Source organism: Pseudomonas sp. AC112 (assembly GCF_979253545.1).
Window position 1 is genome coordinate 4,699,246 of record NZ_CEEDCM010000001.1, and the last position, 20,471, is coordinate 4,719,716.

20 protein-coding genes are annotated in these 20,471 nt (G+C 61.1%); 11 read left to right on the forward strand and 9 right to left on the reverse strand.

The window, feature by feature from the left end; translation table 11 throughout:
* Window positions 1–22: 22 nt before the first annotated feature.
* From AC0IYN_RS21930 to AC0IYN_RS21950, 5 genes are all read right to left on the reverse strand, one after another.
* The gene (locus tag AC0IYN_RS21930) at window positions 23–508 is read right to left on the reverse strand and encodes a flavin reductase family protein (protein ID WP_065905749.1); all 486 of its coding nucleotides are present in this window, start codon (window positions 506–508) and stop codon (window positions 23–25) included.
* 12 nt (window positions 509–520) lie between these two features.
* On the reverse strand, window positions 521–2,002 hold the full coding sequence (locus tag AC0IYN_RS21935) for an aldehyde dehydrogenase (protein WP_252992619.1): 1,482 nt from the start codon (window positions 2,000–2,002) through the stop codon (window positions 521–523).
* Window positions 1,999–2,832 (reverse strand): alpha/beta fold hydrolase, encoded by an 834-nt coding sequence (locus AC0IYN_RS21940; protein WP_078049153.1) that lies wholly within the window; start codon window positions 2,830–2,832, stop codon window positions 1,999–2,001. Before AC0IYN_RS21940 ends, AC0IYN_RS21935 begins: the two co-directional genes overlap by 4 nt.
* Window positions 2,833–2,875: 43 nt before the next feature.
* Window positions 2,876–3,466, reverse strand: coding sequence for an amino acid synthesis family protein (locus AC0IYN_RS21945; protein ID WP_078049151.1), 591 nt, complete (start codon window positions 3,464–3,466; stop codon window positions 2,876–2,878).
* Window positions 3,467–3,569: 103 nt separating this feature from the next.
* The gene (locus AC0IYN_RS21950; RefSeq protein WP_406596344.1) at window positions 3,570–4,472 is read right to left on the reverse strand and encodes a LysR family transcriptional regulator; all 903 of its coding nucleotides are present in this window, start codon (window positions 4,470–4,472) and stop codon (window positions 3,570–3,572) included.
* 98 nt (window positions 4,473–4,570) lie between these two features.
* Here AC0IYN_RS21950 and AC0IYN_RS21955 point away from each other — a divergent pair, with 98 nt between their 5' ends.
* Window positions 4,571–5,581, forward strand: a complete 1,011-nt coding sequence (locus AC0IYN_RS21955; protein ID WP_406596345.1) for a zinc-binding alcohol dehydrogenase family protein — start codon at window positions 4,571–4,573, stop codon at window positions 5,579–5,581.
* A 98-nt stretch (window positions 5,582–5,679) separates the two neighbouring features.
* A complete protein-coding gene (locus AC0IYN_RS21960) occupies window positions 5,680–5,979 on the forward strand; it encodes a putative quinol monooxygenase (RefSeq protein ID WP_457239200.1) in 300 nt (99 codons plus the stop codon).
* Window positions 5,980–6,012: 33 nt separating this feature from the next.
* Here the strand turns inward: AC0IYN_RS21960 and AC0IYN_RS21965 are convergent, their stop codons facing one another.
* On the reverse strand, window positions 6,013–7,203 hold the full coding sequence (locus AC0IYN_RS21965) for an MFS transporter (protein ID WP_406596346.1): 1,191 nt from the start codon (window positions 7,201–7,203) through the stop codon (window positions 6,013–6,015).
* Window positions 7,204–7,237: 34 nt separating this feature from the next.
* Window positions 7,238–8,602 carry a 3-deoxy-7-phosphoheptulonate synthase gene (locus AC0IYN_RS21970; RefSeq protein ID WP_406596347.1) on the reverse strand — a complete coding sequence of 455 codons (1,365 nt, stop codon included), beginning with the start codon at window positions 8,600–8,602 and terminating at the stop codon, window positions 7,238–7,240.
* Between the two features lie 427 nt (window positions 8,603–9,029).
* Here AC0IYN_RS21970 and AC0IYN_RS21975 point away from each other — a divergent pair, with 427 nt between their 5' ends.
* Genes AC0IYN_RS21975 through asnB form a run of 7 tightly spaced genes read left to right on the forward strand, consistent with a single transcriptional unit; the run spans window position 9,030 to window position 16,981 of the window.
* Entirely contained in the window at window positions 9,030–10,346 is a 1,317-nt protein-coding gene (locus AC0IYN_RS21975; protein ID WP_099492780.1) for an AMP-binding protein, read from the forward strand.
* Window positions 10,343–12,082: a prenyltransferase/squalene oxidase repeat-containing protein gene (locus AC0IYN_RS21980; RefSeq protein ID WP_457239182.1), complete on the forward strand. Its 1,740-nt coding sequence runs from the start codon at window positions 10,343–10,345 to the stop codon at window positions 12,080–12,082. Before AC0IYN_RS21975 ends, AC0IYN_RS21980 begins: the two co-directional genes overlap by 4 nt.
* 9 nt (window positions 12,083–12,091) lie before the next feature.
* Complete coding sequence (locus AC0IYN_RS21985) at window positions 12,092–12,487, forward strand: hypothetical protein (protein WP_406596350.1); 396 nt, start codon at window positions 12,092–12,094, stop codon at window positions 12,485–12,487.
* A 4-nt stretch (window positions 12,488–12,491) separates the two neighbouring features.
* Window positions 12,492–12,776 (forward strand): acyl carrier protein, encoded by a 285-nt coding sequence (locus AC0IYN_RS21990; RefSeq protein ID WP_100490329.1) that lies wholly within the window; start codon window positions 12,492–12,494, stop codon window positions 12,774–12,776.
* Window positions 12,777–12,779: 3 nt separating this feature from the next.
* Window positions 12,780–13,745 (forward strand): class I adenylate-forming enzyme family protein, encoded by a 966-nt coding sequence (locus AC0IYN_RS21995; protein WP_471843212.1) that lies wholly within the window; start codon window positions 12,780–12,782, stop codon window positions 13,743–13,745.
* 5 nt (window positions 13,746–13,750) lie between these two features.
* A complete protein-coding gene (locus AC0IYN_RS22000; protein WP_471843214.1) occupies window positions 13,751–15,133 on the forward strand; it encodes an amidase in 1,383 nt (460 codons plus the stop codon).
* 12 nt (window positions 15,134–15,145) lie between these two features.
* A complete protein-coding gene (gene asnB, locus AC0IYN_RS22005; protein WP_471843216.1) occupies window positions 15,146–16,981 on the forward strand; it encodes an asparagine synthase (glutamine-hydrolyzing) in 1,836 nt (611 codons plus the stop codon).
* On the opposite strand, the gene AC0IYN_RS22010 is transcribed toward asnB, so the two are convergent.
* The gene (locus AC0IYN_RS22010; protein ID WP_406596353.1) at window positions 16,978–17,916 is read right to left on the reverse strand and encodes a LysR family transcriptional regulator; all 939 of its coding nucleotides are present in this window, start codon (window positions 17,914–17,916) and stop codon (window positions 16,978–16,980) included. The two genes, asnB and AC0IYN_RS22010, sit on opposite strands and share 4 nt — an antisense overlap.
* Window positions 17,917–18,211: 295 nt before the next feature.
* On the opposite strand from AC0IYN_RS22010, the gene AC0IYN_RS22015 reads away from it, so the two are divergent.
* Together AC0IYN_RS22015 and AC0IYN_RS22020 are read left to right on the forward strand one after the other, a co-directional pair.
* The gene (locus AC0IYN_RS22015; RefSeq protein ID WP_406596354.1) at window positions 18,212–19,057 is read left to right on the forward strand and encodes an SDR family NAD(P)-dependent oxidoreductase; all 846 of its coding nucleotides are present in this window, start codon (window positions 18,212–18,214) and stop codon (window positions 19,055–19,057) included.
* A gap of 2 nt (window positions 19,058–19,059) precedes the next feature.
* A complete protein-coding gene (locus AC0IYN_RS22020) occupies window positions 19,060–19,944 on the forward strand; it encodes an SMP-30/gluconolactonase/LRE family protein (protein WP_471843219.1) in 885 nt (294 codons plus the stop codon).
* 12 nt (window positions 19,945–19,956) lie between these two features.
* Here AC0IYN_RS22020 and AC0IYN_RS22025 read toward each other — a convergent pair whose 3' ends face one another.
* Window positions 19,957–20,364 (reverse strand): NIPSNAP family protein, encoded by a 408-nt coding sequence (locus AC0IYN_RS22025; RefSeq protein WP_406596356.1) that lies wholly within the window; start codon window positions 20,362–20,364, stop codon window positions 19,957–19,959.
* Window positions 20,365–20,471: the final 107 nt, after the last annotated feature.

The window sequence follows — 20,471 nt, forward strand, 5'->3', positions numbered from 1 at the left end:
GCCATCCGGCCCCCGGCGCTCCTCACGCCAGCGTGGGCAACGGGCCGAGCTTGCCTTTGTGGTAGATCATCGGCGTGACCGGCTGCGCAGGCAGGATCAGGTTTTTCACCGCGCCGACGATGATCGCATGATCACCGCCGTCGTATTCGCGCCACAACTCGCACTCGATGATCGCCGTGGCCTTGGCCAGCAGCGGGTTGCCCAACTCGCTCAAGTGCCATTCGATGCCCTTGGCTTTTTCCTTGCCTTTGCCAGCGAAGGCATAGGCCTCGGCGGTCTGGTCGGCCGACAGCAGGTGAATCGCAAAGCGCTTGCTGTCGCGCAGGATCGGGTAGGTGTCCGACGCATAGTTGGGGCAGAACAGCACCAGGGCCGGGTCGATCGACAGCGCGCTGAATGCACTGGCGGTGATGCCGACGATGCCGCCGTCCGGGTCGAGGGTGGTGACCACCGTGACCCCGGATGGGAAGGAGCTCATGACGTCTTTGTAAATGCCGGGTTCGATCATGGTCGGGGTCTCTTAACGCATCACAAAAGGATCAGGCATGGGCGCCTGGGAGAGGTTGATCCACACCGTTTTCAGTTCGGTGTAGGCCAGCACCGAATCGATGCCGCTTTCGCGTCCGTAGCCACTGTTCTTGAAACCACCGATGGGGGCCATGGCCGACACCGCGCGGTAGGTGTTGACCCAGATGATCCCCGAGCGCACGTCCCGGGCCAGGCGGTGGGCACGTCCGAGGTCGCGGGTCCAGATGCCGGCGGCGAGGCCGAACTGCGAGTCGTTGGCGATGGCCAGCGCTTCGGCTTCGTCCTTGAAACGGATGACCGAGGCCACCGGACCGAAGACTTCTTCCTGCATGATCTTCATCGAATTGCGGTCGCATTCGAACAGTGTCGGCTCATAGAACCAGCCCTCGCCGAGGTTCTGCGGGCGTTTGCCTCCGGTGCGCAGGCGCGCGCCTTCAGCGATGGCGTCCGCCACCAGGCCTTCGACCACGGCCAGTTGCTGCGCGGTGGCCATCGGCCCCATTTCGCTGGCGTCGTCCTGCGGGTTGCCGATGCGGATGCGTTGCGCACGCTCAACCAGGCGCTCGACGAATTCGTCGTAGATCTCATCCTGCACCAGCAGGCGCGAGCCCGAGACGCAACTTTGGCCGGATGCCGCATAGATCCCGGCAATCGCACCGTTGATGGCGCTGTCGAGGTCAGCGTCGGCAAAGATGATATTGGGTGACTTGCCGCCCAGTTCCAGGGACAGCTTGGCGAAGTTCTCGGCGCTGCTGCGCACCACATGCCGTGCCGTGGCCGCGCCGCCGGTAAAGGCGATCTTGCGCACCAGCGGGTGACGGGTGAGGGCGGCGCCAGTGCTGGGGCCGTAGCCGGTGACCACGTTGACCACGCCAGGCGGGATGCCGGCTTCAAGGGCCAGGCGCGCCAGTTCGAGGATGGTCGCCGAGGCGTGCTCCGACGGCTTGATCACGATGGTGTTGCCCGCCGCCAGGGCTGGCGCAAGCTTGATCGCGGTCAGGTACAACGGGCTGTTCCACGGAATGATCGCGGCCACCACGCCCATGGCTTCGTGCACGGTGTAGGCAAACAGGTCGGGCTTGTCCAGCGGCAGGGTGCCGCCTTCGAGCTTGTCGGCCAGGCCGGCGGTGTAGTGGAAGAACTCCGGCAGGTAGCTGACCTGGCCGCGTGTCTCGCGGATCAGCTTGCCGTTGTCGCGGCTCTCCAACTGGGCCAGGTGTTCCTTGTTCTCGGCGATCAGGTCTCCCAGGCGGCGCAGCAGTTTGCCGCGTGCCGTGGCGGTCAGGCCACGCCAGGCCGGGCTGTCGAAAGCCGTTTGTGCGGCCTGTACGGCGCGCTCCACATCGGCTTCATCGGCATCCGGAAGTTGCGCCCAGGGTGCTGCCAGGGCCGGGTTAAGGCTGTCAAAGGTCTTGCCGGACAGGGCATCGACCCATTCACCGCCGATGCACATCTGGAAGCGTTCAAGTGTCATGCCACGATCCCCTTTATCGTTTGTTGTTGGGCGTGTGCCGTTTCGAGAAAGTCCAGCAACAGCTGGTTGACCAGGCGCGGCGATTCAACCGGCATCATATGCCGTTGCTCGGCCAATATAGCCACGGTGGCGCCCGGAATCCGGTCGGCCAATTGCCGGGCCATCTGTGGTGTCGAGCCGGGGTCCAGTTCGCCGGTCGCCACCAGGGTGGGAGACTTGATGTTGCCCAGCTCGTCGGCGCGGTACATGTCTTGGGTGGCAAACAGCTCGTAGGTGGTCAGGTAGCCTTGTGGATCGTTCCCCGCCAGCGTCTGGCGCAACGCCGCGATCTGCGCCGGGTTGGCTGCCTGGTATTCACGGCTGAACCAGCGCGAGAGGGCGGCTTCGGCATTCGCATCCGGCCCGTGTTCGGCGGCCTGGGCGGTGCGCGCGATAACGCCGGCGCGCTGCTCGGGGCTGCGATTGAACACGCTGTTGAGCACCACCAGGCTTTTGAGGCGTTCGGGGTAATGCAGGGCAAACGCGCGTGCCACCAGCCCGCCCATGGAGAAACCGATCACCGTCGCCTGGGGCAATTGCAGGTGGTCAAGCAGCTCCAGCAGTTGGTCGGCATACCCCAGCAACGGTGTGCCGTTTTCCGGCCGCGGGCTGGCGCCGTGTCCGAGCATGTCATAGGTAATCACGCGATAGTGCGGGGCCAGGCCAACGACTTGCCCGCCCCACATTTCTTTATTCAGGCCCACGCCGTGGATCAAAACCACAGGCTGGCCTTGGCCGGTCGCCAGGTAACTGGTGCCAGCCGGGGTGCGTTCAGCGGTGAGCCGAATCATGGAGCGCTCCTGCATACCTTTTTGTTTGAGTGACGAGCCTTGATTACTGGGCTTTTTCAGCGGCCAGTTCCTCAAGGTCGATGTAACGGTTGCCGATGCGTGGGTGCAGGCGACCGCCATCGGCACAGCCCAGGACCACGACGATTTCGTCGGCACGCGGCGAATCCTCGATGTGCATTTCCAGGGTGATGTAGTGCGAGCGCAGGCCTTCGTCATCCTTGTGCATCATCGGGATCTGGATCGACGTGCCCGGGCCGCCGCGCTTGTTGGTAAAGCTCAGGTAGCTTTTGGCGTTGACCGCTTCTCGGTAGTGGTTGCCAAAGCGCAGGGTATGGATGATGGCCGAGGCGTGTTCGATCTCGCCGTCGGCACCGACCACGGCGGCCTTGCCGTAGGCTTCGATCTTCTCTGCGCCGCCGATGATGCCGACCAGACGCTCCACCATCAGCGCGCCGAGATCCGAGCAGTTGGCACGGATCTCGGGTTTCAGGTCTTCGACAAAGCCGCGACCCAACCAGGGGTTCTTCAGGACGACCGCCAGGCCGACCATGGTCACCGGCGTGTCAGAAGCCTTGCCGCCTTCGATAAAGGTTTCTTCTACGTAGCTGACGATCTTGCGGATTTCGAAACTCATGGCTGCTCCATCTGGGTACGGTGGGTTTGTGTATGATGGTATACCATAATACCGGAAGCGCAAGAGTCAGCGATAATTTGATCAGCACCGTCACGACGGTTGGCTAGTGCTCGATGGCAAAAGGCGCCATAGCACTGAACCGCTGCCTCAGCCATTGATGCAGCGCAGTCACTGATCGCGAGACCTGCCCGCGATGGGGGCAGGCGAAACTCAGGGGATACACATCACCGGGATAGTCGGTCAGCAGTACCACCAGACGGCCTGCCTGGACGTCGGCGCTGACATCCAGCCAGGATTTGTAGGCGATCCCTTCACCCTCGAGGGCCCATCGGCGCACCACATCCGCGTCATCGCTGAACAGCGGGCCGGCGACGTGCACGGTTTGCGTGCCCAGTTGCCAGCGGTCATGCAGCCGACCGCTTTGCAGGTAGGGCAGGCACGTGTGACGCGACAGGTCCTGCGGCGTTCGGGGCGCGTCATGGCGTGCCAGGTAGTCCGGTGACGCCACCAGTACCCGGCGGTTGCCGGGCACCAGGGGCAGGGCGATGTAGTTGGCGTCTTCGTTCAGGCCGTAGCGGATGGCCACATCCACGGGGTCACGAAACAGGTTGCTCACGTGGTCCGAGAGCAGGAAACGCAGGTGCAACTCCGGGTGCAGCCGGCGGAATTCGGTGAGCCACGGCAGCAGGATATTGCGCCCCAGGTCCGACGGGGCGGCGATCTGCAGGGTGCCACGCAGCGGCGCATTGTCACCGTGCAGGTTGGCCCGACCTTGCTCCAGGTGTTCGAGCACTGACCGCGCCGTGGGCAAGTACTGCTCACCTTCAGCGCTCAGGCGCAGGCTGCGCGTCGTGCGGGTGAACAGGCGCACGTCCAGTTCCCGCTCCAGCCGCTTGATTGCAGCGGCCACCTGCCCCGGTAGCAAATCGGCCTCGACCGCGGCGGCAGTAAAGCTGCCCAGGGCGGCGCTGCGCAGGAACAAGCCAAGGTCATCGATACGGATCATTTTCTCTTCCAGAGTGAAAGTGTTGCTGCATTGTGTAGATTTTTCTTTGTAGTGGGAACGGTAAAGATGCTCGCCACTTCCCTCATCAAAGAGCTGCCATGAAAGCCATCGCCTTTACCGAACACGGTCTGCCCATCCACGACCCGCGCTCACTGCAAGACGTCAACATCGCCGCACCCACGCCTGGCCCCAGGGACTTGCTGGTAGAAGTCGAGGCAGTCGCGGTCAACCCGGTGGACACTAAAGTCCGCTCCGGCAGCTTCGCCAAGGAGCCAAAGGTGCTCGGCTGGGACGCGGCCGGTACCGTGCGCGACGTCGGCGCCGACGTCCGGTTGTTCAAGCCGGGAGACAAGGTCTACTACGCCGGCTCGCTGACCCGGGCAGGCAGTTACAGTGAACTGCAGGTGGTGGACGAGCGTATTGTCGGGCACCGCCCGCAGTCGTTGAGCGCTGCCCACGCGGCGGCCTTGCCGCTGACCTCGATCACTGCCTGGGAATTGTTGTTTGATCGCCTCGGAGTGCGCGAAGACGGCGGCGACGGCGATGTATTGCTGGTGGTGGGTGCCGCTGGCGGCGTGGGCTCGATGCTGGTGCAACTGGCCCGCGAGCTGACCGGCATGACCGTGATCGGTACGGCCTCGCGCCCGGAGACCGTCGACTGGGTCAAGCGCATGGGCGCCGATCATGTGATCGACCATCGCCGGCCGATGTTGGCCCAACTGCAAGCGCTGGGGGTTGGCGAGGTCAGTCATGTGGCCAGCCTGACGCACACCGAGGAGCACTTGGCGCAATTGATCGAAGTGTTGCGACCCCAAGGGCGCCTGGGGGTGATCGATGATCCCCGCACCTTGGATGTGATGCCGCTCAAACTCAAGTCATTGTCCCTGCACTGGGAGTTGATGTTCACCCGCTCGCTGTTCGAAACCCCGGACATGATCCACCAGCATCACCTGCTCAATCGCATCGCCACACTGATCGACCAAGGCATTTTGCAGACCACCCTGGGTGAGCATTTCGGCGCTATCAATGCGGCCAACATGCGCCGTGCCCATGCGTTGGTCGAGAGCAACAAGGCGCGTGGCAAAATTGTGCTGGAGGGGTTTGCATGAACACCTTGATCAGGTCGATGGGGTTGACACTGCTTGTGTCGATGACCGCAGGTTGCGCCAGCCAACACCCGAGCCTTTCCCCCAACGGAGTGACCGCCATGCAAAAACCCTTGGTATCCATCGCCGTGCTCAAGGCCAAGCCCGGCCAGCAGCAGGCACTCAAGCAAGGCTTGTTGGCGTTGGTTGAACCAACGCGCACCGAGCCCGGTAACCTTGACTATGTGCTGTTTGAGCTGCGTGACGAGCCCGGTACGTTCTACATGCGGGAAGCTTTCAAGAACCAGGCCGCCCTCGACGCACATTTTGCCACGCCGTACTTCAAGGCATTTGCAGCAGCGGCCAACGGTTTGCTCAAGGAGCCTTTGCAGCTTATTTTCCTCGAGCAAGTGTCGGACTGAGGCCCCCAAACCGTGATCGGCAGCCCCTGGATATCAGGGGCTTTCCCGCAAGGCCTCCTGCAGCTCCGGCCGGCTTTTCATTTGCAGGGCAAGTGTGCCCATGGCCAACAGGGCCGCACTTGCGCCTGCGATGGGGATGTAGGCGAGACCGAAATGGGTAATCACCCACCCTGCGCCGACGCCACCCAACGCTGTTCCGAGGTTGAACGACGCAATATTGAGTCCCGACGCCACGGCACTGGATTGCGGAATATAGTGGTGTGCCAGGCGCAGCATGCGCAGGGTCGACATGGTCACAATGGCAAAGAACACTACCCCCAATAGCCCCACCAGCGTCAGGGTGGCGATCATCGAGTCCCCCCACAGATACAAGCTCATCAGGTTGAGCATCAAAGCGCTCAAGCCACCGAGCAAGCATCGGTCCGCGTCGAATGCATCCACGAGATAGCCGCCGAGCACATTGCCGAGAATGGAGCAGACACCGAACACCAGCATCGCCAGGCTCAGCACCTGCGGTTGGATACGGGTGATGTCCAGCAGAAACGGCGACACGAAGGTAAAAAACGAAAACGTGGCGACGCTCACCAGCATCGCGATCGTGGCAGCCATCAACAGTTCGCGGTGCAACAGGGCGGCGAGGCCTTGTTTCAAGCCTTGGCCAGCGTTAGGTGACGCGGTGGGTTGCCGGCGCATCAGCAGGACCAGCCCCACCGTGCTGATCAGGCCCAGGCCGCCGATAGCCAGGAACACTATCCGCCAGGACCAGTAGCTGCCGAAGAAGGTGCCGATGGGCACGCCAAAGGCAATCGAAAGCGTCAGGCCGATCCACACCAGCGACAGCGCGCGCCCTGCACGCATCGGGTCGACCAGTTTGACTGCCGCGTTGGACGCCACGGCCATGAACACGCCATGCGCCAAGCCGATGATGAAGCGTACGCCGTGCAAGGTCAGGATATCCGGCGCCAGGCTGATAACCACGCTGCCGACGGCAAGTACGGCGAGGGTCAGCAGCAAGACGGATTTGTCGCGCCAGCTGGCCAGCATGGCCGTGATGACCGGGGCGCCGATGGCGGCACCCAGGGCGTACGCTGCAATGGCCGAGCCGACGTTCGAAATGGACTCGTGCAGGTCCAGCGAAATCGCGGATACCAAGCCGGCGACAACGAATTCGGACAAGCCGAAGGTGAAGGTGCAGAGCGAAAAAATATAGATGACAGCTGGCATAGGAACTCAGTGGTGGGAGGAGGGCGGGTTCATGTCAGTGGGTCAGGTGTGCGACGCGCAACGCCAGTTCAAGGGCTTGTTCATAGTTAAGGCGCGGGTCGACCTTGCTCAAGTAACGACGGGACAGGTCCTCGGGCTGCAGGTTGCGTGCCCCGCCCAGGCACTCGGTGACGTGCTCCCCTGTGAGCTCCAAGTGCAGGCCGCCCAAACGCGTGCCGTGTTCGCGATGGACACTGAAGGCCACCTCGATCTCGCCCATGATCTGCTCGAAACGTCGGGTTTTTGTACCGCAGGCCAGGGTCTCGGTATTGCCGTGCATGGGGTCGCATAGCCACAGCACCTTGGCGCCTGAGCGAGTGACGGCGTTGAGCAAGGGCGGGAGTGCCTTGCGCAGTTGGTCAGCGCCCATGCGGTGAATCAGTGTCAGTCGGCCCGGTTCGTTGTGGGGATTGAGTCGCTCGATCAGCGCCAGCAAGGCGTCGGGGCTGACCTCGGCACCCACTTTCACGCCCAATGGATTGCGGATGCCGCGACAGTACTCCACATGCGCGCCTTCCAGGTCGGCGGTGCGTTTGCCGATCCAGGGAAAGTGCGTGGACAGGTTGAACCAGCCGTCGAAACCCGGTTCTTGGCGCGTCAGGGCATGCTCGTAGTCCAGCAGCAGGGCTTCGTGGGACACAAAGGTTTCACGGTGCAGAAAACGGTCAGTGTCGCTGCCTGCCAGCGCCGCCATGAATTGCGCGGTGTGCTGCACACCCTGGATTGTGCGATGGAAGGCGGCTTTCTCAGGGTGCGTGTCGATCCATGCCGTGCTCCAGTGCGCGGGCTTGAGCAGGTCATCGATACCGGTTTCATACAGGGCACGGACAAACCCCAGGGTTGAAGCGCAACAACTGTAAGCCTGCAGCAGGCGTTGCGGGTCGGCGCGGCGTTCTTGTGGGCTAAACGTGCTGCCGTTGACGATGTCACCACGGTACACCGGCAGGGTTTCCTGGCCCAGGGTTTCGCTGTCGCTGGAACGCGGCTTGGCGTATTGCCCAGCCAGGCGCGCCAGGCAGATCACCGGCATTTGCAGGCGCTGCATCAGTACTTGAGTCATTTGTTGCAGCACTTTGACCTGGCTGGCGGTGGTCTCCCTGGAGCAGTGATCAAAAGACTCCGCGCAATCGCCGCCTTGCAGGATGAAGCCTTGGCCGTCCTGCGCCTGGGCGATCAAGGTCTTGAGTTGCAGGATCTTGCCAGCGCTCACCAGCGCGGGCCGCTGGGCCAGTCGCTGCAAGGTATGCTGGAGTTCGGTGGGGCAGGGGTAGACGGGCTGGTGCAGGGCCGTGCGTGAGCGCCACGTGTCGGGTGTCCAGCCAGTGGCGTTGGCCTGGAAGTGTTTGTGTGTCGTCAGCATTCAGCGTCTCCTTGTCGGTGCATAAGTCGAAGGTCCCACCGGTGCAAGTGCACTAAGTTGGCGCCGTCTTTTAAGCGACTGTCGTGGTTATGCCCGGAACTCGTTTTTGCAAGGTGGCGGTGATAGTGCGGTGACAACAGTGAGATGAGAAATACTATAAAAGTCTCTGTTTAATACTTTTGGCGGGTATTAGTCGGCGCGTGAAGACCCCCAGTGTTAGAGAGCTGTGAACTGTCTGGTTAGTTGTAATGTACGGCCGACTCGCGTATCGCGGGGGCACGACCCTAACTAAATAATATCGCCGGGTCGCCAAGTATCGGGCGTTTTCTCTGATATCTGCAGGCTCTTACAAATAGACCGCGAAAGTATTTTACTTTATCGCTCGGCTCGCCAATTCTCGCTGGGGTTTTTTAACGAGGGCAAGTTAATGTTAGTGCATAACGATCATTACTATGGGGTTTTGCAGGGCGCCGAAAGCGAAATCCTGCGTCATGGGGAGTTGATCCCCGACGCCCCTTTCTATGAGCGAAAACTGCGGGCCGTATGGGAACGTGCTCGCAAGAGCGAGTTCTACCATGCCCTGGGTGACTACAGTTTTGCCGGGTTCCAGGCCCTGGCGCTGACACCCAAGGCCAGCCTGAAAGGTTCTCCACGTGCATTCTGCACCGTTGAATACGGCCAGGCCGCCAAGTATTACGCAACCACCGGCACCACCGGCGAGCCGACCCCCAGCCCCAGGCTCAAGGAGGACATCATCTGGAACGCGGTGTCGGTAGCGTTCCACTGGCGCCACGTTATCGAGCCCGGTTCGCGGGTCGCCAATCTGATGCCGTCAGACATCGTTCCAGTGGGCGACTTGATCGCCAATGTGTGCGAATACCTCGATGTCTCCCATGTGCGTGCCTACCCCTTCACTACCGGTATCACCGATTGGGAGCGCCTGTGCAAAATGTTCGAGGTGTACCGTCCGACTGTGATCTTTATCGCGCCGGGGGTCCTCGTCCAGCTCACGCGCTACCTCAAGCAGCGGCAGATGCTGGAGCGGGTCAGTGAGTCGATCAAGGCGATCATGTTGCTGGGCGAGGTCAATACCCGGCCATTCCGGGAAAAACTGGCGCAGTGGTGGGCTTGCGATATTCACGACGCCAGCTACGGCAGCACCGAAACCGGCACCTTGGCGGCGGTGACCCAGGGCAAGGTGCAACGCTTGACCACGGGTACCAACTATTTCGAATTGGTGACCGCCAGCGGTCAGATCGTACCCTTGAGCAAAGGCGCCAGCGGACGCCTGGTCGTCACGCCGCTGAATCTTTACGCCCGCCCCCTATTGCGCCTGGACACCGGCGACAGCGTGACCATCACGTCCGAGTGTGCAGTCGGTTTGCCTGGACCGACAATGATGGTCAACGGTCGCGATTCCGACGCTGTCATGGTCTCTGGAGTGGACCTTGAAATCCGCAAGATCGAGGAAATCGTCTACGGCACCAGCAACGCCACCGGCTACATGATCGAGGTGGACCGTACGACCGACAGTGCCAGCCTGATCCTGGAGCGCGACGTGGTCTGGGACAACGCGCTGGAAGCCGGGCTCGCAGACTCGTTGCGCGAGTGCTCCCAGGAACGCATGAACCTGCAGTGGGACAGGATCCTGTTCGTCAACAACCTGGCGGCGGTCAGCAAGAGTGGCGCCTCGCAAAAAAGCTGGAAAAAAACCAACCTGCGCTTTGTCGGTGGCCAGCAATGAATGCCTTCAGTCCGGTCCCGCCACGTTTCCCCGAGGGGCGCGCGGTGGTCAGCGGCCAACCGGACCTCTGGTGCACGTATGCGGCCATCCGCAGCCTGGCCTGGATCGATCAGTTGCACACCGTCGACCAGCCGCAGATTCGTCGCTACATCGAGACGCGATTGAATCGCGATGGTGGCTATGCCTGGAGCAAAGGCATGCCTTCGGATGCCTGGGCAACGTTTTACTGCACGGAAACCCTCAACGATCTTGGCGCGTTGGAACAGGTGTCGGAAAAGACCGAGCCATGGCTGGACAGCCTGTGGGACGGGCAGGCTTACGCCATGTGCGCGGGGCAGGGCGCAGACGTGTGGGCGACGCACTATGCCGTACGCACCTTGATCAATGTGTGCCACGGTCAAGTGAAAGCGCCGGCCATGCTGCTCGAGTGGCTCAGTGCATTGCAGTGCGAAAATGGCGGGCTGAGTTGGTCGCCCGCGTTTGCCCAGCGTAACAAGGCCGATGTGCGCGCGTGCTTTTATGGCGTGATGGCTTGGAAGGCGCTCAGCCAGCAAGGCGACTGGGTGCCTGCATGGGATATGGATCGACTGGTCCACTGGATGCAGGCCCAGCAGCTTGAAGGGGGCGGGTTTCGTTTCAGTGAAGCGGCGGATACACCGTGCCTGTGGGCCACCTATCGCACCACTGCGACCCTCGCCGCACTGGGAACCGCGCCATTGCACAGTGCCGATTGCGTCGCGTGGATCGAGTCGTTGCGTGGCCCTGAAGGCGGCTTTGTGCGCTGGCAAGGCTATGACTGTGAAGACGTATGGGCGGTGTTTTGTGCGGTCGGTTCGCTCAAGGCCCTGGGCCAGGATGTGAGTGGGCTGGCCTTGGGCGTCAGCCGGTTTGTCCAGCAGCTTTATGTCGACAATGGCGGCTACACCTACCGTGAAAAAAGCGCGGCGGCGGATGTCTTGACCACTGCCGCCACCGTCCTGGATGGCCGCCTCTCCCCACAGGCCCGTGCCTCGGCGGTGAGGTGGATCGAGGGCTGTCAACTGCCCAACGAAGCCGGCGTCATGTATATGCCCGGCCGTGGCGCAGAAGTACGTTGTACGGCGTGGGCCTTGGCGGCCGGTGCGCTGCGCGACTCGCCACAGGCGCGGCAGGCCGTGTTGGCGTGGTTGGGGCGGATCCAGAACCCCGATGGCGGCTTCGGCTTCTGGGAGGGGCGAGGCTCGGACATGGTGTCGACGGCTTCCGCGGTTTCGATCATCACTCGGCTGGGCCGCAGTGACGGAATCGACTGCGGGCAATTGGAGCGCTTTGTAAGGCGTTGCGCCGTCACCCAGGAACCGCTGGCCTTCGCCAATTTCCCGGGCGGTGTGCCGACGTTCCGTTCCAGTGTCCAGGCGCTCAAATGCCTGCGATACCTGGGCCACCGCGATGATGACGAAATGCTTGCCCTGTTGCGGCGGCACAAGGTCAGGCAGGGTGGTTTCGCCAATACCGGCAATCGCATTCCGGACCTGCTCAGTACCTACGAAGCCATGGCCGCGTCCTGCGATTTCGGCCTCGAGGTAGACCGCGCTCACGTGCTGTATTTCCTGGAAAACGTCGAGACGGAGGGCGGTTACGCCTGGTCACCGATGTACCGCGAAGGGCACGACGCGCTGTCCACCTGCCTGGGCAGTCTGGTGGGGCAGTGGTTCAAGGGGCAGTTGCCGGTACTTCCTAACTTGTATTTGTCTTGAGAGGCTCATGTGCCGACGATCAACATTCGCTCCGGGTTTCTGGGAATAAGCGAGAAAAAGAAAATCGCCTTGAAAGTTGCCCGGGAACTCAAGGGCCATGGCCTGGATCCGGGGCACTGCATGGTGATTTTTAGTGCGCTGGATGAAGACAGTGTATTCAGTGCCGGCCTACCCATGCCGATCAACCATGGTGAAACAAAGCGTAGTCGTGTGTTCTTTATTCGCGCCTCGATAGCCGCCAGCCGTGATCAGTTTTTCCGCAAGGATTTTGCCACGCAACTGTTCAACTTCTTTACCGCGCAGTTTGCCGATTCATTCTTTTATCTGCAGTACGAGGATGTGTTTCCTGAAAGTGTTTTTTACGCCACGGGTGAAACACTGACTAACGCCGCCACCAAGGGTTAATAACATGACTAACGTCAGCACTGTAAAAGACGATATCCGTACCGCCCTGGAAACACTACTGGGGCCTGAAGTTCGCAGCATTGGCGCGGACGAGAGTTTTCGCGACTTTATCGGCGAGCGTTTCGACAGCCTGATGGCGGTCGAAGTGGTGACCACTATCGAGGAGCGGTTTGGTATCGAGGTGGACTATGTCGGCGACGACGTTCGCTACTGGTTCGAGACCCTGGAAAAAATGGAGCAGTTCGTCAAGGAGCGCCTGGAAGACACTGCCACCTTGCAGGCGGTGTAGGCGATGAGCGCGGAGCATGTCTTCCGTACGTCCGGGTCTACCAGCGCGCCGCGCCAGTGGGCCCGCACCCGGCGGCAGATGGAGCAGGAAGCACGGATGATCCTCGGTACGTGGGCCGCGGGTGTCACGGATATCCTGTCGTTCGCCCCTACCGAACACAGCTACGGCATGATTCTGGGGCAGGTCGGTGCCGATGTGACCCGGGCCCGATTGCAATCCTGCTCCCTGGAAGCACTCCTGCTGCCGGACCTGCAGGTCAGGGGGCCGACAGTGATCCTGTGCATCGCCAGCACCTGGACATTGCTCGCATCGCTGCTCAAACGCCTGGTGCCGCAGGTGCCAGTACTGGTGCTGCATAGCGCTTCGGCGCTGCCTTCCAAGGCGTACGCGATCGTTGATCGTTATGCCGGCCAGGGCGTGACGTTTATTGAACTGCTCGGCTCGACCGAGACCGGTGCCATTGCACATCGTCCCATTAGCGAGGCGCCCACGGCCTGGACGGTGTTCGAGGATGTCTCGCTGCTCAGCCCGGTGGGGGTGGAGTCGCGACTCAACGTGCACAGCCCGCGAATCGCAAGGGCCGCTGAGGGACAAGTGTCGGCACTGACGCACCAGAGCGACGACTGGATCCTGGCGGTAGGGCATGGGCAATTCCAGTGGTTGGGGCGTGCCAGCCAGCTGATAAAAATCAATGGTGTGCGCCAGGACCTGGGTGTCCTGCGCGCTGAACTCAGTGCCGTGACCCAGTGCCAGCACCTGGCGTGCATGCCCCTGCGCGATGAGTTGCGCGGTGAGGCCTACGAAGTGGTTTTCAGCTCGCCCACACTCACGGAGGCGAGCCTTGCCCAGGCCATCGAGCGCCTGGGCGTTCATTTTCCCAAGCCGGTGCAGATTCGACGCGTCGAGCATTTGCCCTTGTCGGCCAGCGGCAAGCCGCAGGCTTGGGCTATCCAGCAAACAGGGAGTTGAGAGTCATGAGCATCCGTACTGCAGAGCAGAGCATTACTGCCTACCTGTCCGGCCACGCGAGCCAACGTGAACAGGCCACGGCGGTGCCGGAATTTCTCAGGTTACCGTTGCGCCAGCGCTACCGTTTGCTGCTGGAACAGCCGCAACTGCGGCATCAATGGGCCGGGCAGTACAACCACTGGGCAGGCTCGGCGGACAGCCAATACCGTTGCCTGGTGTCGAGTGTGACCGACGACACAGCCACGTTCCGCATGGGGGTCAAAGACACCGTCGACGTGGCGGGCATGCCCACGCGCCTGGGGTTGCGCAGTTACCGGCACTATCCCGATGTGTCAGCCAGCGCCTTGTGGGCGGTACACCCCGAGGTGCGCATCCTGTACAAGGTCGCCACCACCGAACTCAATATCGGTTTCGGCTGCGGGGCGCGCAATCCATTGTATCCGAGCATTGACCCCTCCGGCTCCAGCACCGGTTCGGCGGTGGCCGTGGCCGCGCACCTGTGTGACATCTCCCTGGGCACCGATGTGCTCGGCTCCGTGCGTTGGCCTGCAGCCCATTGCGGCATGGTGGGGCTGCGCATGACCCACAAGGCCTCCAATCTGGACGGCGTGTTCCCGTTGTCACCCTCCATGGACGCCCTCGGCTGGGTCACGCGTACCGCCGATGACCTGGACTTCCTGATGCCCAGGCTGGGGCTTGAGCGACACCTGGGCGTGCAAAAGCCGCTGGCCGGCACCTACCGGATTGGCGTGTTAAGCCACATTGACGACGGTGTCACCACGGCACCGATGCTGGCGATGATGGATCAGGCAAAAAGCCTCCTGGCAGACCTGGGCATGCCTCAAGTGCCCATGCAGTTGCCCGAACTGTGGGACTGCCGTGGTTCGGCGTGGCAGTTATGTGCCCGGGACGCGTGGCTGGCTTCTCAGGTATGGCGTGAAATTTTCGATGCGGATTTGCACTGGTCGACCCAGGCCGCGCTGGAGGTAGGTGCCGGTGTGAGCGACGCCGAGTATCAGCAGATAACCGCGCGCATGCAGGCGGTGCGTGCCTCCATTGACAGTTGTTTTGACGCTGCAGGCGTGGACGTGGTGGTGTTTCCCATCGACCCTTGCCGGCCTTTCGATGTGCGCCGTCCGCTGCCGGGCGATTCGACCATTCCGTCGCCTGCCGACCCGTATTACTCACGCAAAATCGGCTTTACACCCTTAGCCAGCTTCAGTGGCCTGCCGGCAATCACCTTGCCGATCATGCTCAGTGCTGACGGCAAGGCCCCCCTGGCCCTGCAGATCATGGGGCGCCGCGACAGCGAGCTGCAATTGATCGACTTGGCTAAACGACTTGAAACGCTGCGTGGCCCGTTGCCGGCGGCTGCACTCGACCAATAAGGATCCTTTGATATGTGTGGAATTACAGGCTGGGTCGACTTTGCGCGAGACCTCAAAGATCAACGTCCACTGGTTGCCGAGATGACCGCCAGCCTCACGCGACGTGGCCCGGACGCCGAAGGGAACTGGCAGGGGCAGCACGCGCTACTGGGGCACCGGCGGCTGGCAATCATTGACTTGAGCGGCGGCGTGCAGCCGATGACATTCACCACTGCGGGCGGGGCGACGGTGGCGATGGTGTACACCGGCGAGGTCTACAACTATGTCCAACTGCGTGAACGTTTGAGCAAGGCCGGGCACCAGTTCACGACTCGCAGCGATACGGAAGTGGTGTTGCACGCCTATCTGGAGTGGGGTGAGCAATGCGTCGACCACCTCACCGGTATGTTTGCGATGGCTATTTTTGATGAGCGCCAGGGGCGTTTCCTGCTGCTGCGCGACCGTCTGGGCGTCAAGCCGCTGTTTTATGCGGCGCTGGACGCTGGCCTGCTGTTCGCCTCGGAGCCCAAGGCCATTCTCGCCCATCCGCAGTTCCAGCGAGCGCTGGACGTTGTCGGCCTTGTGGACGCGTTGTCCCTGTCCAAGGCTACCGCGCAGACGGCCTTCAAGGGCATTCGCGAACTGCCTCCGGGCCATAGCCTGCAATTGCTGGCGGGGCGCGCACCGAAGGTGCAGCGTTATTGGGCTGTCGAACGTCATGAGCACACCGACACCGACGCACAAACCGTCGAGAAAACCCGCGCCTTGCTGGAAAAGGCCCTGGGCGAACAGCTGTATGCCGACGTGCCGGTCTGTACCTTGCTCTCCGGCGGCCTGGACTCGACCGTCCTCACCGCCATGGCGCAGAAAAAACTGCAAGCCGAGCAAGGCGGTGTGGTCAACTCGTTTTCGGTGGACTTTGTCGGCCAGGCCGAACAGTTCCGTGCCGACACCTTTCGCCCTGACCGCGACCAACCCTTTGCCCTGGCGGCGGCCGAAGCGATCGGCAGCCATCACCAGACCATCCTGATCGACAACCAGGAACTGGTGAGCGAGGTGGCGCGGCAGTCGGTATTCAGGGCCAACGACTCGGCCCAGACCTTCGGCGATGTGGACACCTCACTGCACTTGCTGTTCAAGGCCATTCGCGAGCACTCCACCGTGGCCATTTCCGGCGAAGCAGCGGATGAGGTGTTTGGTGGCTACGCTTGGTTCCGCGACCCCCAGGCCCTGGAAGCCCAGCGCTTTCCATGGCTGTCGCGCATGCAGCTGCTGCAGGCCGAGATGATCAACCCGGACTTCAACAAACTGTGTGATTTCGCCGAATACCAACGCAGCAGTTATGGCCAGGCGGTGGACAGCGTCGAACATCTGCCGGGCGACAGCCTTGAGGAGCGCAAGATGCGCGAAGTCTGCCACATGCACCTGCATCGCTGGCTGCCGATTCTACTGGATCGCAAGGACCGCTTGAGCATGTACGCCAGTCTCGAAGTGCGTGTGCCGTTCACCGACCATGAACTGGTGCAGTACGTCTACAACGTACCCTGGAGCATCAAGGGCAAGGAGGGCGTGGAAAAGTGGTTGCTCAAGCAGGCCTGTGCCGACCTGGTACCTGACGCTGTCATGCAGCGCAAAAAGAGTCCCTACCCGACGTCTGCCAATCTGGCGTATGAACAGTTCCTGCGTGCGCAAACCCGTGCGCTGTTGCAACAAGCCGACAACGCGGTTTTCCAGATCATTGATCGCACGCAATTGCGTCGCGAGCTTGAACAGCCTGTGGGGGCCTTCAACTCCCAGCTCAAGCGCAATAACCTGGAGACCGCTTTGTCCCTTGCCGCATGGCTCAAGGATTACCGGCTGGCACTCTAACCAACCTGTACGGCCAGTGCCCCTTCAACCCGGGGGGCTGCGTTGAAGTCGAGCATGGAAATAAAGCTGTCCATCAACGGTGATTCGTTGTGGGTGTTCCAGCTCATGTACAGGCCGATTGCCGGGTTGGGGGAGGCGGTCACCGGGTAGATCCGGCGAAACAGTACCTTGTCGCGCATGATTGAATTGGCAATCGACTCGGGTACCAGGGCGACCCCGAAGCCACAGGCTACCAGGCCGATCAGGGTATGGATCTGTGCGGCCTCTTGCACCACCTTGGGGTAAAAACCGGCGGCTTCACACAATGCAATAAGCTGACTGTGATAGCCGGTACCCAGGGCTTCGGGGGTGAACACGAAGTCTTCGCCGGCGAAGTCCCTCAAGTCTATCTGGCCGTCCTTTGCCTTAGGGTGATGGGCGGGCAGCGCCATCACGATCTCTTCATCCAGCAACAGGCGTGACTCGACGTTTTCCGCCGAAATCGGCAGCTTGCGCATGAAGGCAATATCCGCCTCTCCCGACAGAATGGCCTTGGCCTGGCTGGAGGAGGGCATCTCCTTGATGACCAACTGGACCTTGGGAAAGGTCTCGCGAAACTGGCGCAGCGTACTGAGCAGTGACTCGTAGTAGGCGATCGACACCGCAGTCACCGTGAGTTTGCCGGCAATCCCCTCGGACACCTGACGTGCGTGTTCGATGCCCTGCTCCAACGCCTTCAGGGTGCTATAGGCGGCCTCCAGGAACGCACCGCCGGCCGGGGTCAGTTTTACCCCGCGCTTATTACGGGTAAACAGACTGAACCCCAGTTTGTCTTCCAGGCGATTGATGGCCTGGCTCAGCGGGGGCTGGGCCATGTGCAGGCGAATGGCAGCCTTGTGGAAATGCAGCTCTTCAGCCACGGCAATGAACTGGCGTAGCAGGCGGGTTTCGATCATTTCTTCTGTTCCTTCATTTGAACTGATCAGTGGACTAGGTGCAGCAATGGTACCGGTAATCCAGCGTTCGACTAAGGAATAAACATCGCTCAGTTAAACTTTGGATCCAAAACTTGCAAAACTACCCAGCAGACCTGAATCCCGCACTGAAGTTCATGGAGGGGCCGTTCACTCCGGGTTTGCGCGCAATAAACATCAACTTGATATGAACCAAGTATCAACTTGCGCCGCCGTTAGTATTAAACAGCACTCATATACATTGTTAAGGTGAAGTGGCACTCAAGAGGAAAAGCCAATGAACTTTACAGGAATGACTGCCGTTGTAACGGGCGCTGGCCGAGGGTTGGGGTTCAGTTACGCGCAAGCCCTGGCTACGCTGGGCGCCAATGTCGTGATCAGTGATATTGGTGCGGACAAGTTGGGCGCGGGGGGCGATGGCTCGATTGCCATGGAAGCGGCACGCACCCTTGCAGACCAGGGTTTTAACGTGGTCGGACATCACGGTGACCTGTCCACCGAACAGGGTTGCGAGCAGTTGGTGGCGACGGCCATCGAGGCGTTTGGTCAACTCGATATTTTGATTCACAACGCCGGTTGGGTCGGTTATCAACCCATTGATGAGGCTGATGCAACATTCATAGGTCGCGCGGTGGATATCAATATCTACACGCCGATCTGGTTATGCAAACATGCCTGGAAACACCTCAAGCACTCTACTGCCGCCCGGGTGATATTGACCTCGTCAGACCGTGCGATGTACCAGCACTATGCGCAACCCGGCCTGGTGGCGTACGCCGCCGGCAAGATGGCGCAACTGGGCATCATGAATGCGTTGAGCATGGAAGGTGCGGAGTCGGGCATTCTGGTCAATGCGGTATCACCCGTGGCCAAGACCCGCATGTGGGGCGTGACGGGCGAACCGGAAAACCTCAAGCCCGAATGGGTGACGCCTGGCGTGGTGTTCCTGGCGTCGCAGCAATGCCAGGATTCCGGTTACGTCCTGCGCGCCAGCAATGGCCAGTTTACGGCGACGCGGTTTGTGGAAAACCCGGGTGTCGACTATCCCGTCGATCTGGCTCGCGTGAAGGCCGCCACTGCCGAACAAGTCGCCCAGCGTTGGGACCAGATCAAGGAGTGTTGACTATGCCTGCTCAGGAAGAGCTTCGTCTTTTTTCGCACTGCCAGGCTGACCTGGGTGAGAGCCCGGTCTGGGATGAAACCCACCAGTGCCTGCTGTTCGTGGACATCAGTGGCGGCCAGATCAATGCCTTGGATCTACACGGCAACCTGACACGGTTGTATGAGTCGCCTTCGCGTATTGGCGCCTTGGCATTGACCGAAAAGGGCAATCTGATTTTTACCCAGAATGCCGGGGTTGCCATCCTCGACCGCACCCGCCTGCGGGTCATCCAGCACTCAAAGTTGGCCATCACGCTGTCGTCCTACCGCTTCAACGATGGTGCCTGCGATCCCCAGGGCCGTTTCATCACCGGCTTGATGGATGAGGCGCACAGCCGCAACACGGGCAAGTTCTACCGCTACGACGCCGGCCTGAACGCCTCGGTGATACTGGACAACATCAGCCTGCCCAACGGCCTGGTGTGGTCACGTGATGGGCGCGAGCTGTTCTTCGTCGACTCGGTAGCCCGGACCCTCTACCGTGCCCGCTACCCGGCAAATGGCAGCTACCTGGAACAAGTCTCGGTATTTGCCCAGACCCCGGCTGAACTTGGGCGCCCGGACGGCCTGGCCCTGGATGTCGAGGGCAACCTCTGGGTTTGCCAGTTCAATGGCAGCTGCCTGCTCCAATATGACCCCAATGGCGTCCTGCTCCAGACCTTGCCAATGCCAGTGCCACGCCCCACCAGTTGCTGCTTTGGCGGGCCGGACAGGCGCACCTTGTTTATCACCACTGCCAAGTTCGGCATGTCGGCGGCGGAGCACTCGGACTATCCGGCGGCGGGCAATATCTACAGCATCCGCTTGCCGGTGCCGGGAATACCGCGGCACCGCTTCAAGGAACTGTAGGTTACCTTTGCGTCATGGCCGTGGCAGGCCGGCGGGTATCAGTGAATAGTCGGTCAACGCCATCACCTTTTCCTGAATCTCGCCCACCATCGCGCCGTGTTCCGCGGCGCTTTTTTCCTTGATGGCGGACCACTCCTGGTCAGCCATCAGGTTTTTCCAGCCCTGGCGCATCGTATCGGCGTCAGGCCATCTGATCACGTAGACGAATTCGGTACGCTGGTGGGTCTTGGCTTCCCACAGGGCGATGATATCGAACCCATGGCGGGCCATGATGCGCATGGCGTGATCACGAAATCGCTGATGAAACGCAACCTTGTTGGTCTCGAAAATTTCGTAGATGCGCAGTTGGTAGACGGCGTCTTGCGAAGGGACTGCCACACTTGAATCGGGGGTGTTGGCGTGGGCATTCAATGAGGGCATGAATAGGCCTGCGATTGTCAGGAAATGGAAAGCCAACAGCGTGGTTTTAAATCGTGCCATAGAGGGGCCTGCTCTAAAAAACCAGGGAAGTTCCGCTGACGCGGGCG

Coding starts and splice junctions, on each gene's coding strand:
- AC0IYN_RS21930 (WP_065905749.1), bottom strand. CDS start 508: ATGATCGAACCCGGCATTTACAAAGACGTCATGAGCTCCTTCCCATCC.
- AC0IYN_RS21935 (WP_252992619.1), bottom strand. CDS start 2,002: ATGACACTTGAACGCTTCCAGATGTGCATCGGCGGTGAATGGGTCGAT.
- AC0IYN_RS21940 (WP_078049153.1), bottom strand. CDS start 2,832: ATGATTCGGCTCACCGCTGAACGCACCCCGGCTGGCACCAGTTACCTG.
- AC0IYN_RS21945 (WP_078049151.1), bottom strand. CDS start 3,466: ATGAGTTTCGAAATCCGCAAGATCGTCAGCTACGTAGAAGAAACCTTT.
- AC0IYN_RS21950 (WP_406596344.1), bottom strand. CDS start 4,472: ATGATCCGTATCGATGACCTTGGCTTGTTCCTGCGCAGCGCCGCCCTG.
- AC0IYN_RS21955 (WP_406596345.1), top strand. CDS start 4,571: ATGAAAGCCATCGCCTTTACCGAACACGGTCTGCCCATCCACGACCCG.
- AC0IYN_RS21960 (WP_457239200.1), top strand. CDS start 5,680: ATGCAAAAACCCTTGGTATCCATCGCCGTGCTCAAGGCCAAGCCCGGC.
- AC0IYN_RS21965 (WP_406596346.1), bottom strand. CDS start 7,203: ATGCCAGCTGTCATCTATATTTTTTCGCTCTGCACCTTCACCTTCGGC.
- AC0IYN_RS21970 (WP_406596347.1), bottom strand. CDS start 8,602: ATGCTGACGACACACAAACACTTCCAGGCCAACGCCACTGGCTGGACA.
- AC0IYN_RS21975 (WP_099492780.1), top strand. CDS start 9,030: ATGTTAGTGCATAACGATCATTACTATGGGGTTTTGCAGGGCGCCGAA.
- AC0IYN_RS21980 (WP_457239182.1), top strand. CDS start 10,343: ATGAATGCCTTCAGTCCGGTCCCGCCACGTTTCCCCGAGGGGCGCGCG.
- AC0IYN_RS21990 (WP_100490329.1), top strand. CDS start 12,492: ATGACTAACGTCAGCACTGTAAAAGACGATATCCGTACCGCCCTGGAA.
- AC0IYN_RS21995 (WP_471843212.1), top strand. CDS start 12,780: ATGAGCGCGGAGCATGTCTTCCGTACGTCCGGGTCTACCAGCGCGCCG.
- AC0IYN_RS22000 (WP_471843214.1), top strand. CDS start 13,751: ATGAGCATCCGTACTGCAGAGCAGAGCATTACTGCCTACCTGTCCGGC.
- asnB (WP_471843216.1), top strand. CDS start 15,146: ATGTGTGGAATTACAGGCTGGGTCGACTTTGCGCGAGACCTCAAAGAT.
- AC0IYN_RS22010 (WP_406596353.1), bottom strand. CDS start 17,916: ATGATCGAAACCCGCCTGCTACGCCAGTTCATTGCCGTGGCTGAAGAG.
- AC0IYN_RS22015 (WP_406596354.1), top strand. CDS start 18,212: ATGAACTTTACAGGAATGACTGCCGTTGTAACGGGCGCTGGCCGAGGG.
- AC0IYN_RS22020 (WP_471843219.1), top strand. CDS start 19,060: ATGCCTGCTCAGGAAGAGCTTCGTCTTTTTTCGCACTGCCAGGCTGAC.
- AC0IYN_RS22025 (WP_406596356.1), bottom strand. CDS start 20,364: ATGCCCTCATTGAATGCCCACGCCAACACCCCCGATTCAAGTGTGGCA.